This window comes from Streptomyces canus (genome assembly GCF_001514145.1).
In the GTDB taxonomy this organism is placed as follows: Bacteria; Actinomycetota; Actinomycetes; order Streptomycetales; family Streptomycetaceae; genus Streptomyces; species Streptomyces canus.
In genome coordinates, this window is sequence record NZ_KQ948657.1 from 65,002 (window position 1) to 77,309 (window position 12,308).

Here is a 12,308-nt window from a genome sequence, read left to right on the forward strand (position 1 = left end):
CCTCCCCGGTACGTTCATCCACCAGTCTCAGTCTGACCCCGGACTTTTGTCCTAAGCCCATGGGGGCACCCGCGAATTCGCCTCTCTCAGGGAGTAATGTCGCACCTGAGAAGACGATCACGAGGAAGGAATGCTCCATGCTTTCCCGCCTGTTTGCCCCCAAGGTCAAGGTCAGCGCACACTGCGACCTGCCCTGCGGTGTGTACGACCCGGCCCAGGCCCGCATCGAGGCGGAGTCGGTGAAGGCCGTGCAGGAGAAGATGGCCGCCAACGACGACCCGCACTTCCAGGCTCGCGCCACCGTCATCAAGGAGCAGCGCGCCGAGCTCGCGAAGCACCACGTCTCGGTGCTCTGGAGCGACTACTTCAAGCCCCCGCACTTCGAGAAGTACCCGGAGCTGCACCAGCTGGTCAACGACACCCTCAAGGCCCTCTCGGCCGCCAAGGCGTCGACCGACCCGGCCACCGGTCAGAAGGCTCTGGACTACATCGCCCAGATCGACAAGATCTTCTGGGAGACCAAGAAGGCCTGACCCCCGGGTCGGCGCACGCGTGGAAGGGGCTCGGCCGGCTGATACCGGCCGAGCCCCTTCCGCGTAGGACGTCAGCTCAGGACGAGCAGCACGGCCAGTGCGACGAGCAGCGAGTCGATCCGGTCCAGCAGGCCGCCGGAGCCGGGCAGCCAGTGGCCGGCGTCCTTGACCTGCGCACCCCTCTTGATCATGGATTCCAGCAGGTCCCCGGCCGGCCCGCCGACCGCCACCGCGACCGCCATCGGCCAGCTCAGCGCGGACAGCACGGTCAGCACACCGAGTCCGGCCGCGGCCCCGGCCAGGGTCCCGCTCCACCGCTTGGCCGGTGACAGCAGCGACAACCGTGGCCCACCGAGCCGTCGTCCGGCGAAGTACGCCGTGATGTCGGCGACCGAGACCGCCACGAACAACGCCAGCGCGTCGGCCCCGAGGGGCACCAGCGCGGCCAGCGCACTCAGCCAGGCCAGCCCGAGCAGTCCGGCGCCGAGCCGCCGCAGCCCCTGGTCGGCGTCGCCGGTCACCAACGGCACCGCGGCCACCGTGAGCGCCCCGACCGCCAGTGCCCGAAGTACCTCTCCGGGCGCCAGCCAGGTGGTCAGCACCACACCCGCCAGCGCCGCGGCCAGCACCGCACGGTCCACCGGGCCCAGCAGCATCAGCCCGCCGAACTCCAGCACCGCGATCACCCCGACCACGACGGCGACGGCCGCCGTACCCGGCTCGCCCCACCAGAACGCCCCGGTGACCAACGGCACTGCGACCGCCCAGGCGCACCACCGGACGATCAGCTCGCGGCGCCTGGAGGCCGCCACCGCGACACCGCCCAGGGCCAGCGCCCCACCTAGCCAGGGCGCCAGCGAGGCCACGGTGATCACCGAGCGGCTGCCGTGGCGGGCATCGGCCGCAGCACGTCCAGGGCAGCCCGGCACGCCGCCACGATGCGCGCGTTCTCGGCGGTGTCCCGGACCGCGATGCGCACGGTGCGCCCCTCGTACCGCGGCGACAACGGCGACAGGTCGCGCAGATACACACCGTGGCGGCGGCACTCGTGCACCAGTTGCGCGGCACTCGGTCCGCCCGGCGGCAGCGTGACCGAGAGGAAGTTCGCCACGGACTCCTCGACCGTCACGTCCTGCGCCGATCCGGCCAGATCCGCCGCGAGTCGCCGGCGCAGGGCATGCGTGGCGTGCCAGCGCTCTCGGTAGTACTCCGGATCGCGCAGCGCCGCCACGGCGGCCATCTGCGCCGGCAGACTGACCGGCCAGGGCGGGGTCCAGCGGCGCAGTTCCTCCGCCGTGGCCGGTTCGGCCACCGCGTACGCGGCCCGCATGCCGGACAGCGCGTACATCTTCGACAGCGAGGTGCACACGGTCACCCGCGGGTCCGTCGCGGCGAGGCCTGCGAGTGACTCGTGGAGGCCGACGTAGCCCAGGTACGCCTCGTCGATCCACCAGTGCGTGCGGTCCGGCGCGGCCGCGATCACTGCGCGCAGCCCGGACGCCGCCGCGTGCCGCCCGGTCGGGTTGTTCGGGTTGACCACCACCACGAGGTCGTAGCGGCCGGAGCGGACGGCGGCGGACAGCCGGTCCGGATCGATCCGCCAGCCGTCCTCACGGTGCAGCGGGAACCGGTCCACCCGGCATCCGATCACCCGCTCCGTGACGTGGGCGTACTCGCCGTAGCACGGGTCGGTCAGCAGCACCCGGCTCTGCGGGGTCAGCCGGCGGCCGAACGCCCGGAAGATCAGGTCGGACGAACCGGCGCCCACCGCCAGCGCGTCCTGCGGCAGTTGACGGGCAGCGGCGATCTCCGCCGACAGGCCCTCGGCGCCGGACGGCGGCGAGGTACGGGCGGTCCAGTCCGGGTCGTCCGCGAGGGCCGCCCGCACTCCGGGGGCCGGCGGGAACCAGGCGTCCAGCACATCGGCCATGACGATGTCGTGCCGCCGGTGCAGGGTGCGGAAGTCCGTGCCGACGGCGGTGAACGAGGCACCGCCGTGCTCGCAGCCGTCCGGCCGGGGCGCGAACGGCATGTCGAGCCGCCAGTCCACCACGGACCGCAACCGCTCCAGCGCGCTGCCGTACCGCTCCCTCGCCCGCCTCGTCAGCTCGGGCACCTCGCCGGCCAGGACTTCGAACGTCACCGCCCCGCTGCGGACGGTACGACCGACCTGGCGCAGACCGACGGCCCGGTACAGGTCGAGGACTTCCGTACGCCCCATCGCCACCACCCGACGGCCGCCCCGGGAGGCGATCCAGCGCAGCGCCGCGTACATCAGCAGGGGCGCCGCGGAGGTCGTGCGCCAGCGCGGCTCGACGGTGAGGATGCGTACCTCGAACACGTCGTGGCCGGCCAGCGCCGGCAGTTCGTCGCGGGTCAGGTACTTGTCCAGCCCGAACCGCCCAAGCCAGGGCGGAGTGAGGCTGACGAAGCCGATGCGGGCCGTTCCGCGCGCCGCGACGAGGTAGACGTTGTCCCCGTCGAGACCGTCGCGCAACCGCCCGGCCGGATCCGGCGCGTGCTGGCCCAACTCCTGTGCGTAGACCCGATGACGCAGTTCGTGGATCCAGTCGAGATCCTCGGATGTGGCTGTGCGCAGCTGCAGGTCCCGAACCATGAGCACCTCTTTCGACGCGGGTGGATTGCATCATGGAAAACCCGCGTCGCCCCTGCCAGAGCCGAGCGCCGCAACCGGCCTGAGTATGTGTACTCAGGCGCGATCGCGCCCTGTGTGCTCCCGCGCCCGGCCCGCTCTCCCCACGTCTCCTAGGCCTCGCCCGCCTCCAGCAGGCCCGCCGCCGCCCCCACTATCCGCGGGTCCGGCGTACCGACCACCTCGTCGTCCTTGTCGGAGTAGTCGAAGCGGGCCAGCACACTGCGCATGGCCTCGACACGGGCCCGCTTCTTGTCGTTGCTCTTGACCACCGTCCAGGGCGCGAACTGGGTGTCCGTCTCACGGAACATGGCGACCTTGGCGGCGGTGTAGTCGTCCCAGCGGTCCAGGGACGCGAGGTCCATGGGGCTGAGCTTCCACTGCCGTACGGGGTCGATCTGGCGGATGGTGAAGCGGGTGCGCTGCTCGCCCTGGCTGACCGAGAACCAGAACTTCAGCAGGTCCACGCCGTCGTCGACGAGCATCCGCTCGAACAGCGGGGCCTGCCGCATGAAGCGCCGGTACTCGTCGTCCGTGCAGAAGTCCATGACCCGCTCCACCCCGGCCCGGTTGTACCAGGACCGGTCGAACAGCACGATCTCGCCCGCGGTCGGCAGATGTTCGACGTACCGCTGGAAGTACCACTGCCCGCGCTCGCGCTCGGTGGGCTTCTCCAGCGCCACCACTCGCGCGCCACGGGGGTTCAGGTGCTCCGTGAAGCGCTTGATGGTGCCGCCCTTGCCGGCCGCGTCCCGCCCCTCGAAGACGATGACGAGCCGGCGCCCGGTCTCCTTGATCCAGCTCTGCAGCTTCAGCAGTTCGATCTGCTGGAGCCGCTTGTGCCAGTCGTACTCCTTGCGCTCCATGCGGTGCGCGTAGGGGTAGTTCTCCCGCCAGGTGTCGATCGGGCTGCCGTCCGGGCGGATGAGGACGGGATCGTCGGGGTCGGTGTAGTCGACCTTCAGGTCGGTCAGCAGGGGCGTCATCGTTGCTCCCCCTCTCGTCTCGGTGGATCAGTGGAACTGCGGCACGATCAGATAGATGCCGTACGCCACCACCGCCGCGCAGGCGAGGAAGCACAGGCCGGCCTGGGCGATGCCGAGTGTGGAGGTGCCACCACCGCCATCCTCCCTCGCCCCCTCGAAGCGGGCGAGGCCCAGGACACCGAGGGCGAAGACGACGACCACGGCGACGGTGACGCCCACGCTCACCGCGGTGACCTGGCCGAGTGCGGTCCAGTCGATGCTCATGACAGGTACTCCTGCGGGGTTCAGGCGGCCGTACCGACGCGGGCCGGCGGCTCGGTGCGGAGGGTGACCTCGTGGGCGTCGTTGACGTTGTGCGCGCCGACCGGGTTACGGCGCGAGAGCAGCACGATGCCCGCGGCGACGGCGGCACCGACCAGCGCGACGACGACCGTGCCGAAGTTCCCGCCGTGCTTCACGGCGCTCGCGGAGACGCCGCCGACCAGCGCGGCCGCCGGCAGGGTGATCAGCCAGGCCGCGACCATGCGCCCGGCGACGCCCCAGCGGACCTCCGCCAGCCTCCGGCCGAGGCCCGCGCCGAGGATGCTGCCCGAGGCGACCTGGGTGGTCGACAGGGCGAAGCCGAGGTGGGCGGAGGTCAGGATGACCGTGGTGGACGCGGTCTCCGCGGCGAAGCCCTGCGGGGACTGGATCTCGGTGAGGCCCTTGCCCATGGTGCGGATGATCCGCCAGCCGCCGAGGTAGGTGCCGAGGCCGATCGCGAGACCGGCGGAGGCGATGACCCAGACCGGTGGCCCGGCGTCGTGGCCGAGCGCGCCCGCGGAGATCAGGGTCAGCGTGATGACGCCCATGGTCTTCTGGGCGTCGTTGGTGCCGTGCGCGAGGGAGACGAGGGACGCGGAGGCGATCTGGCCGAGCCGGAACCCCTTGGTCACCGAGTCCTTGCGGGCGCGCGTGGTGAGCTTGTAGGCGAGGTAGGTGGCGATGAGCGCCGCCACACCCGCCACGACCGGTGAGGCCACCGCGGGGATCAGGATCTTCTCGACCACCTTGTCGAAGTGGACGCCGTGGGAGCCCGCGCCGACCCAGACCGCTCCGACGAGTCCGCCGAAGAGCGCGTGCGAGGAACTCGAGGGCAGGCCGACCAGCCAGGTCAGCAGGTTCCACAGAATCGCTCCGACCAGCCCCGCGAAGATCATCCCCGGTGACACCAGGGCGTCGTCCACGATGCCGCCGGAGATCGTCTTGGCGACCTCGGTCGACAGGAAGGCGCCGACGACGTTCAGGACGCCGCTCACGAGGACGGCGGTCCGGGGTTTCAGTGCGCCGGTCGCGATGGACGTCGCCATCGCGTTGGCCGTGTCGTGGAATCCGTTGGTGAAGTCGAAAGCCAGTGCCGTGACGATGACGACCGCCACGAGGAACGTGATGTGGTCCATGCCTCTCATGGGAGCAAGCGCTTCCGTACGGCAGGCGAACGCGAGGCAAAGCCCGTTCCAGGTCCACGCGCCCAGCTCGTGAGCGTCGTGCGATGCTGGCGTGATGGTGAGCATCGAGGACCTGGTGCGGCTGCGACAGGCGCGGGACCGGATGGACCGCGAGTACACCGAGCCGCTCGACGTGACGGCGCTCGCCCGCACCGCGCTGATGTCACCGGGTCACTTCCAGCGCAGTTTCCGCGCCGAGTTCGGTGAGACGCCGTACGGCTATCTCATGACCCGGCGCATCGAGCGCGCGAAGGCGCTGCTGCGGCGCGGCGACCTGTCCGTCACCGAGGTCTGCATGGCCGTGGGGTGTACGTCTCTCGGGTCCTTCAGCTCACGCTTCACGGAACTGGTCGGCGAGACGCCGAGCGCCTACCGCGCCCGCTCCCACGAGGAGATCGCGGACATCCCTCCGTGCGTGGTCCGCAGGCACACCCGGCCCCGACGGGCCTAACGTGAAGCCATGGACATCAGACTCAAGAACTGCTTCATCGCCGTGGACGACCACGACAAGGCGATCGCGTTCTACCGGGACGTCCTGGGCATGGAGGTGCGCGGTGACGTCGGGTACGAGGGCATGCGCTGGGTGACGGTCGGCTCGCCGCTCCAGCCGGACGTGGACATCGTCCTGGAGCCGCCCGCCGCCGATCCCGACGCCTCCCCCGCGGACAAGGAGGCCATGGCCCGGTTGCTGGCCAAGGGGCTGCTGAGAGGGGTCAACTTCACCACGTCCGACTGCGACGCGTTGTTCGCCCGGGTGCGGGAATCGGGAGCGGAGGTGATCCAGGAGCCCACCGACATGCCGTACGGGGTGCGGGACTGCGCTTTCAGGGATCCGGCGGGGAACATGCTGCGGTTCATGGAAGCGCCGAAGTAGGGCGCCTACGATCACGGCATGACTACGCGCTGGACGTACGCCTTCGTTGACCGGCCCGTGCCACGGTTCGCCCAGGCCTGCGACTTCTGGACCGGCGTCACCGGCACCCGGTTGTCCGAACCCCGTGGCGAACGGCGGGAGTTCGTGACCCTGGTGCCGCCCGGCGGGGCCGACGCCTGCGTCAAGGTCCAGGCCGTCGCCTCCGGGCCCGGCGGTGCTCATCTCGACTTCTGCGTCGACGACGTACGCAAGTTCGCGAAGGGGGCGGAGGCGCTCGGCGCGCATGTGGTCGCCGATCAGGGCACGTTGGTCGTGCTCCGCTCCCCGGCCGGCCAGCTGTTCTGCGCCGATCCCTGGCGCGGGCAGTCGACCCGCCCGCCGGTGGTCCGCGGCACCCGCCTCGACCAGGTCTGCCTCGACATCCCGCCGTCCCTCCACGACGCCGAAGTCGCCTTCTGGGCCGCCTTGTTGCCCGACTGGGAGTCCCTCTCCGGCTCGCTCCCCGAATTCCATGTGCTCAAGCCGCCGGCCGGCCTCCCGGTCCGCATCCTCCTCCAGCGCCTCGACGAGGAACGCCCCGTCTCCGCCCATCTGGACCTCGCCTGCGCGGACATCGGGGCGACGCGGGCCGAACACGAGCGCCTGGGCGCCGAGTTCGTCGCCCAGGGCAGGAGCTGGACAGTGATGAGGGACCCGGCGGGCGGCACCTACTGCCTGACCGGCCGGGACCCGGAGACGGGCGGACTGCCTAGCGGGTCCTGACGAAGCAGAGCGTACGGCCCTTCTCGTCGGGGGAGGAGCGGGAGCACGCCGTCTGCCACCCCTCCGGGAGCGAGGGCGTCGGAGTCGCCCGCTCCCCCATGGGCGGCCTCGACGGCTCGTCCGAGTCCTGGAGCCAGAGGGTCAGCCCACCCGCCGCGACCACGAGGGCCGCCCACACCAACAGGACCCGGCGCCACCAGCGACGGGGACCGCTCACCCCCACGGTTCCACGTCGACGACCGCCTCCACCGGGAGCGGACCGTAGATGTGCGGGAACTCCTCGGCACCGGGCTCGGGGGCCTCGTACTTCAGCGGTACGGACAGCCGCGCGGGGTCGATGACGAGGAGCACCAGTTCGTCGGGGCCGTCGTAGGAGCCGTACAGGAAAGCGGCGACGGCGGGCAGTTGCTCGCGCGTCGAGCAGTGGATGAACCCCTCCTCCTGGAGGGTGCGGCCGCGCGTGGACATCTCGTACGTGCCCCGGGCGCGCGCCTCGTCCCACAGGGAGCGTTCCGTGAGGTGCAGAATGGGTGTCGTGGACATGGGGCCCACGTTAGGGCCTCAGCCGGGCCGCCCGCCCCTGCAAATAGCGCTGCTCGGGCAGGCTCAGGGTCTTGGCCGCCGCCGACTCGTACGCGGCACGGGCCTGCTCACGGGAACCGGCCCGCTCCAGCAGATGCCCCCGTACGGCGTCCAGGCGGTGGCCCAACTCGCCGGTGAGCGAATCCAGTTCCGCGAGTCCCGCCTCCGGGCCGTGGACCATGGCGACGGCGACCGCCCGGTTCAGCCGCTCCACCGGCCCGGGAACGAGCCGTACGAGAACGTCGTACAGGCCGAGGATCTCCCGCCAGTCGGTCGCCTCCGGCGAGGGCGCCTCGTCGTGCACGGCGGCGATGGCCGCGCGGATCTGGTAGGGCCCGGCACGGCGGCGGGCCAGCGCGCGGGTGACCAGCGCGACGCCCTCCTCGATCGCCGCCTTGTCCCAGCGGGCGCGGTCCTGTTCGTCCAGGGGAACCAGGTCGCCGTCCGGGCCCGTGCGGGCGTCGCGGCGCGCGTCGGTGAGGAGCATCAGGGCGAGCAGGCCCGCGATCTCGCAGTCGTCGGGCAGGAGACGGTGGACCGTGCGGGTCAGCCGGATCGCCTCACCCGCGAGGTCGCGCCGCTGCAGGGCCGGGCCCGAGGTCGCCGTATGGCCCTCGTTGAAGATCAGGTAGAGGGTCTGCAGGACGGCGGGCAGCCGCTCCTCCCAGTTCTCCGGCCGGCCGAAACCGACGCCCCGCACCTTCTGCTTGGCCCGGCTGATCCGCTGGGCCATGGTCGCCTCGGGGACGAGATAGGCCCGGGCGATCTCCGCCGTGGTCAACCCGCCGACCGCGCGCAGGGTGAGCGCGATCTGCGCGGAGGCGGTGAGCTGCGGATGGCAGCACAGGAACAGCAGGGACAGGGTGTCGTCCTCGCGCGGCGCACGGTCGGCGACGGCCGTGTCCCGCACGCTCAGCGCCGCCACCCGCTCCTCCCGCGCCCGCCGCGCCTCCTCCGCGCGCAGCGCGTCGGTCAGCCGCCGCGAGGCCACCTTGATGAGCCACCCGCGCGGATTGTCGGGCACCCCTGCCGTCGGCCACTGCCCGGCCGCGGCGAGCAGTGCCTCCTGTACGGCGTCCTCGGCGGCGTCGAAATGGCCGTACCGCCTGACCAGCGCGCCGAGGACCTGCGGCGCGTGCAGGCGCAGCAGGTCCTCGGTCCCGGTGGCTCCTCGCACGGTCCTCAGATGTCCCCGGCGCCGTCCAGGATGGGCCGGATCACCACCGGGTAGTCGGGGGCGCCGACGGGCTGGGGGCACTGGGCGATGCGCTCGGCGATCTCCGTGACGCGCTCCAGGTTCTCGCACTCCAGCACCCAGTAGCCGCACAGCAGCTCCTTGGTCTCGCTGTAGGGCCCGTCGGTGATCACGGCCTTGCCGTCCGCGTCCCGGCTGACGTGCCGGACCTTCGCTGGCTCGGCGAGGCCCTGGCCGTCGAGCATCTCGCCGGTCTCGGACAGGTCGTCGTTGATGGCGCTCATGAACGCGTACATCGTCTGGATCTCCTGCTCGCTCCAGGCCGGGGAGTGCTCGGAGCCCTTGCCGCGCATGGCCTCGTAGTCGGCCTGCGTCCCCTGCACCATGACCAGGTACTTCATGACCTCGCTCCTTCGGCTTCGGCCGCCCCGTGCGGGCGGCTCTCACAGGGGACGTCGGAGCCGGGGACGGATTCTCGACACGGATTCAGGAACTTTTTCCGGCGGGGGCGTCACCGTGGCCCTCGCCGGGCGCGGTGACCTTGTCAGGTGCGGTGACCTTGTCGGACTCGGTGACCCGGTCGGGGTTCGCCTCGCACGCGGGGTTGTGGCACGGGCCGCCCACCCACACGGGGACCCACGCGCCCAGCGTCTTGTGACGCCGTACGACTGTCTGGACCGGCTGTCCGCAGACGGGACAGACGTGTTCGTCGCTGTCCATGCCTTCAGGGTAGAGCGAGGGGGCCGCGGGCGCTTCCCGCCCGTCAGCCCTTCCTGCTGTACGTCCGCACCAGGACGCGGTTGTCGAAGCGGCGGACCTCGTCGAGCGCGAACCCCGTGACCGGAAGTCCGCGGCGAACATCGGCATGCCGCCGCCGAGCACGACCGGGTGGGTCTTGATGACGAGTTCGTCGATCTCGTCGCGCAGTTCGCCGGCGAGCTGAATCTGCGGTCGCGTGAGCGCGACCGGCCCCTACTCACGGCGCGTGGCCGCATGGAAACTGCGGCCACCACCGCGCGGGCGCGGCCGGCGCTCACTCGGCCGCAGCCGCAGGACGACCCGCCTCGGCGCTACCGCACAGCGCGTGGCTCGCGCCACATGGGCCACATCTGTGGTCCGTCCGGCAGGTCGAGCGGCCGGTCCACCAGCTCAAAGCCGAGCCGCTCGTACAGCCCCCGACTCCGCGCGCTGCTCGCCTCCAAGTAGGCGGGCAGTGTCTCCCGGTCGCACCGCTCCAGAACCGCCCCGATGAGCGCGGTTCCGAGCCCCTCCCCCTGCCGCTCCGGAGCCACCCCGACCATCCACAGATACTCGTGCGCCCGTCCCGACGGATGTACCTCCGCGGTGAGCCGCCCGATCAACTCGATCCGCTCGTTGTCCGGATCGAGAGCCTCTCTCAACTGGGCGAACCCGTCCTCGTCGTCATGCCCGTCAGCACTCTCCGCCGGCACCGGCAGCCACAACGCGCACGCCGCCCCGTCCTCCGTGACATCGACCCGCCCCTCGGCGAGCACGATGTCGACGAACGCGGCCATCAACCGGGGATGGATCGTCCGGCGCTCCTCCTCCCCCGGAAAGATCCACCCACTGACCGGATCGTCCTGGAAGGCCGAGTCCAGCAGCCGCGCGACCAGCACGCGGTCGTCTGCGCCGGCCGTCCGTATCGCCACGCCCATGCCTTGCCCCACCCCTTTGCCTCAACCACCTTTGGCCACAAGGATGTTGAGACTATCCGGTGAGCGCGAAAACGGGCCCCGCACACCGTGGGGATGTGCGGGACCCGTCGGCCGGAGCCCCCGGAGGGCCGCGCGGGGTCAGGAACCGCGCGGTACCGGGCACTCCGGTGTTCTCAGGCGCTGCGCCGCGTCACGAACTCCGCGAGGGACAGCAGCCCGCCCGCCGCTTCCGGATCGGGCACCGCACGGGCCAGCTGCCCCATCGCCCGAGCCATCCGGTCGGCGGCCTGCACCTGCGCCCAGTCGCGTCCGCCGGCCTCTTCGACGGCGAGGGCCGTGCGCGCCAGATCCCCTTCGTCGTACGGCGCCGCGTACAGCGCGGCCAGTTCCGCGGCCGCCGCCGTGCCGGAGGTGAGCGCGGCGACCACCGGGAGGGACTTCTTGCGGGCGGCGAGGTCCGCGCCGGCCGGCTTGCCGGTGCGGCTCGGGTCGCCCCATATGCCGATCACGTCGTCGATGAGCTGGAAGGCGAGCCCGGCCTCCCGGCCGAACGCGTCCATCGCCCCGACCTCCTCGCCGGACGCTCCCGCGTACAGCGCTCCGAGAGCACAGGCACACCCGAGCAGCGCCCCCGTCTTCGCCTCGGCCATGCCCAGCACCTGGTCCAGGGTGACCTCGCCGGGGTCGAGCGCCTCCATGGCGGTGTCCTCATGCTGGCCCTCGCACAGCTCGACGACACAGTCCGCGAGCCGGGCCGCGGCCGCTCCCGCCGCGGGGTGCGGGTCCTCGGCCAGCAACCGGAGCGCCAGCGCCTGGAGGGCGTCCCCGGCGAGGATCGCGTCGGCGTCGCCGAACACCGTCCACGCGGTGGGTCGGTGCCTGCGGGTGGTGTCGCGGTCCATCACGTCGTCGTGCAGCAACGTGAAGTTGTGGACCAGCTCCACCGCCACGGCCGCCCGGACGGCCGCCGCCCTCGCCCGGTCACCTCCGAGGGCGGTGGCCGCGGTGAGGACGAGTGCGGGCCGTATCGCCTTGCCCGCGTTGCCCGCGACCGGGGTGCCGTCGGCCTGCTCCCAGCCGAAGTGGTAGAGCGCGACCCTGCGCAGGGAACCGGGCAGCGACTCCAGGGCGGAGCGCAACTCGGGATCGACCGACGCCCGGACACCCTCCAGGATCACCCCGGCCTCATGACCGTCGAGCGCAGGGGTCTCGGGGCGGGGGGCGGGGGTGCGGAGCGGGGGCGTCTCGGGGCGCGGGGCAGGGCCGTGAAGCGGGGGCGTCTCGGGGCGCGGGGCAGGGCCGTGAAGCGGGGGCGTCTCGGGGCGCGGGGCAGGGCCGTGAAGCGGGGGCGTCTCGGGGCGCGGGGCAGGGCCGTGAAGCGGGGGCGTCTCGGGGCGCGGGGCAGGGCCGTGAAGCGGAGGCGTCTCGGGGCGCGGGGCAGGGCCGTGAAGCGTAGGCAACTCGGCCCGCGCCTCGGACCCGTGAAGCGAACGCGCCTCGGACCCGTGAAGCGGAGGCGTCCCAGACCGCGGGTCAGGCCTACGGAGCAGAGGCGTCTCG

Annotated in this window: 16 protein-coding genes and 1 pseudogene; 4 read left to right on the plus strand and 13 right to left on the minus strand. The window is 71.9% G+C overall.

The features are described from left to right. The first annotated feature begins 137 nt into the window (after positions 1-137). The gene (gene sodN / locus AQJ46_RS05120) at positions 138-533 is read left to right on the plus strand and encodes a superoxide dismutase, Ni (RefSeq protein WP_020136639.1); all 396 of its coding nucleotides are present in this window, start codon (positions 138-140) and stop codon (positions 531-533) included. Between the two features lie 71 nt (positions 534-604). Here the strand turns inward: sodN and AQJ46_RS05125 are convergent, their stop codons facing one another. From AQJ46_RS05125 to AQJ46_RS05145, 5 genes are all read right to left on the minus strand, one after another. After that, complete coding sequence (locus tag AQJ46_RS05125) at positions 605-1,408, minus strand: phosphatidate cytidylyltransferase (protein WP_208616900.1); 804 nt, start codon at positions 1,406-1,408, stop codon at positions 605-607. Beyond that, positions 1,405-3,150, minus strand: a complete 1,746-nt coding sequence (locus AQJ46_RS05130; RefSeq protein WP_059204488.1) for a histidinol-phosphate aminotransferase family protein — start codon at positions 3,148-3,150, stop codon at positions 1,405-1,407. Before AQJ46_RS05130 ends, AQJ46_RS05125 begins: the two co-directional genes overlap by 4 nt. 149 nt (positions 3,151-3,299) lie before the next feature. Next, positions 3,300-4,172 (minus strand): polyphosphate kinase 2, encoded by an 873-nt coding sequence (gene ppk2 / locus AQJ46_RS05135; protein WP_057612178.1) that lies wholly within the window; start codon positions 4,170-4,172, stop codon positions 3,300-3,302. Between the two features lie 27 nt (positions 4,173-4,199). Then, positions 4,200-4,436: a hypothetical protein gene (locus tag AQJ46_RS05140; RefSeq protein WP_057612179.1), complete on the minus strand. Its 237-nt coding sequence runs from the start codon at positions 4,434-4,436 to the stop codon at positions 4,200-4,202. Between the two features lie 20 nt (positions 4,437-4,456). Continuing rightward, on the minus strand, positions 4,457-5,611 hold the full coding sequence (locus tag AQJ46_RS05145; protein WP_059204489.1) for an inorganic phosphate transporter: 1,155 nt from the start codon (positions 5,609-5,611) through the stop codon (positions 4,457-4,459). Between the two features lie 103 nt (positions 5,612-5,714). Between AQJ46_RS05145 and AQJ46_RS05150 the strand changes: the two genes are divergently transcribed. The 3 genes from AQJ46_RS05150 to AQJ46_RS05160 are packed head-to-tail and all read left to right on the plus strand — an operon-like array spanning position 5,715 to position 7,295. After that, the gene (locus tag AQJ46_RS05150) at positions 5,715-6,110 is read left to right on the plus strand and encodes a helix-turn-helix transcriptional regulator (RefSeq protein ID WP_057612181.1); all 396 of its coding nucleotides are present in this window, start codon (positions 5,715-5,717) and stop codon (positions 6,108-6,110) included. Between the two features lie 9 nt (positions 6,111-6,119). Beyond that, positions 6,120-6,533, plus strand: coding sequence for a VOC family protein (locus AQJ46_RS05155; protein WP_057612182.1), 414 nt, complete (start codon positions 6,120-6,122; stop codon positions 6,531-6,533). Between the two features lie 18 nt (positions 6,534-6,551). After that, positions 6,552-7,295: a VOC family protein gene (locus tag AQJ46_RS05160; RefSeq protein ID WP_059204490.1), complete on the plus strand. Its 744-nt coding sequence runs from the start codon at positions 6,552-6,554 to the stop codon at positions 7,293-7,295. Here the strand turns inward: AQJ46_RS05160 and AQJ46_RS05165 are convergent. The 8 genes and pseudogenes from AQJ46_RS05165 to AQJ46_RS05195 form a co-directional block, all read right to left on the minus strand. Then, the gene (locus AQJ46_RS05165) at positions 7,282-7,512 is read right to left on the minus strand and encodes a hypothetical protein (protein ID WP_225887252.1); all 231 of its coding nucleotides are present in this window, start codon (positions 7,510-7,512) and stop codon (positions 7,282-7,284) included. The two genes, AQJ46_RS05160 and AQJ46_RS05165, sit on opposite strands and share 14 nt — an antisense overlap. Then, a complete protein-coding gene (locus AQJ46_RS05170) occupies positions 7,509-7,838 on the minus strand; it encodes a DUF952 domain-containing protein (protein WP_059205104.1) in 330 nt (109 codons plus the stop codon). Before AQJ46_RS05170 ends, AQJ46_RS05165 begins: the two co-directional genes overlap by 4 nt. Before the next feature lie 10 nt (positions 7,839-7,848). Beyond that, the gene (locus AQJ46_RS05175) at positions 7,849-9,054 is read right to left on the minus strand and encodes an RNA polymerase sigma factor (protein WP_059204491.1); all 1,206 of its coding nucleotides are present in this window, start codon (positions 9,052-9,054) and stop codon (positions 7,849-7,851) included. Between the two features lie 5 nt (positions 9,055-9,059). Further along, on the minus strand, positions 9,060-9,473 hold the full coding sequence (locus AQJ46_RS05180; RefSeq protein ID WP_059204492.1) for a YciI family protein: 414 nt from the start codon (positions 9,471-9,473) through the stop codon (positions 9,060-9,062). A gap of 85 nt (positions 9,474-9,558) precedes the next feature. Beyond that, positions 9,559-9,792, minus strand: a complete 234-nt coding sequence (locus AQJ46_RS05185) for a hypothetical protein (protein WP_059204493.1) — start codon at positions 9,790-9,792, stop codon at positions 9,559-9,561. 43 nt (positions 9,793-9,835) lie between these two features. Beyond that, positions 9,836-10,014 (minus strand): annotated as a pseudogene (locus AQJ46_RS57045) (dihydrofolate reductase family protein); the annotation flags it as partial. Positions 10,015-10,142: 128 nt separating this feature from the next. Next, positions 10,143-10,748, minus strand: coding sequence for a GNAT family N-acetyltransferase (locus AQJ46_RS05190; RefSeq protein WP_059204494.1), 606 nt, complete (start codon positions 10,746-10,748; stop codon positions 10,143-10,145). Positions 10,749-10,921: 173 nt separating this feature from the next. After that, on the minus strand, positions 10,922-11,926 hold the full coding sequence (locus AQJ46_RS05195; protein WP_059204495.1) for a family 2 encapsulin nanocompartment cargo protein polyprenyl transferase: 1,005 nt from the start codon (positions 11,924-11,926) through the stop codon (positions 10,922-10,924). Between the last annotated feature and the right edge of the window lie 382 nt (positions 11,927-12,308).

Bases quoted from the DNA above. Each gene is read 5' to 3' on its own strand.
- sodN (WP_020136639.1), top strand. From the start codon at position 138: ATGCTTTCCCGCCTGTTTGCCCCCAAGGTCAAGGTCAGCGCACACTGC.
- AQJ46_RS05130 (WP_059204488.1), bottom strand. From the start codon at position 3,150: ATGGTTCGGGACCTGCAGCTGCGCACAGCCACATCCGAGGATCTCGAC.
- ppk2 (WP_057612178.1), bottom strand. From the start codon at position 4,172: ATGACGCCCCTGCTGACCGACCTGAAGGTCGACTACACCGACCCCGAC.
- AQJ46_RS05140 (WP_057612179.1), bottom strand. From the start codon at position 4,436: ATGAGCATCGACTGGACCGCACTCGGCCAGGTCACCGCGGTGAGCGTG.
- AQJ46_RS05145 (WP_059204489.1), bottom strand. From the start codon at position 5,611: ATGGACCACATCACGTTCCTCGTGGCGGTCGTCATCGTCACGGCACTG.
- AQJ46_RS05150 (WP_057612181.1), top strand. From the start codon at position 5,715: ATGGTGAGCATCGAGGACCTGGTGCGGCTGCGACAGGCGCGGGACCGG.
- AQJ46_RS05155 (WP_057612182.1), top strand. From the start codon at position 6,120: ATGGACATCAGACTCAAGAACTGCTTCATCGCCGTGGACGACCACGAC.
- AQJ46_RS05160 (WP_059204490.1), top strand. From the start codon at position 6,552: ATGACTACGCGCTGGACGTACGCCTTCGTTGACCGGCCCGTGCCACGG.
- AQJ46_RS05170 (WP_059205104.1), bottom strand. From the start codon at position 7,838: ATGTCCACGACACCCATTCTGCACCTCACGGAACGCTCCCTGTGGGAC.
- AQJ46_RS05180 (WP_059204492.1), bottom strand. From the start codon at position 9,473: ATGAAGTACCTGGTCATGGTGCAGGGGACGCAGGCCGACTACGAGGCC.
- AQJ46_RS05185 (WP_059204493.1), bottom strand. From the start codon at position 9,792: ATGGACAGCGACGAACACGTCTGTCCCGTCTGCGGACAGCCGGTCCAG.
- AQJ46_RS05190 (WP_059204494.1), bottom strand. From the start codon at position 10,748: ATGGGCGTGGCGATACGGACGGCCGGCGCAGACGACCGCGTGCTGGTC.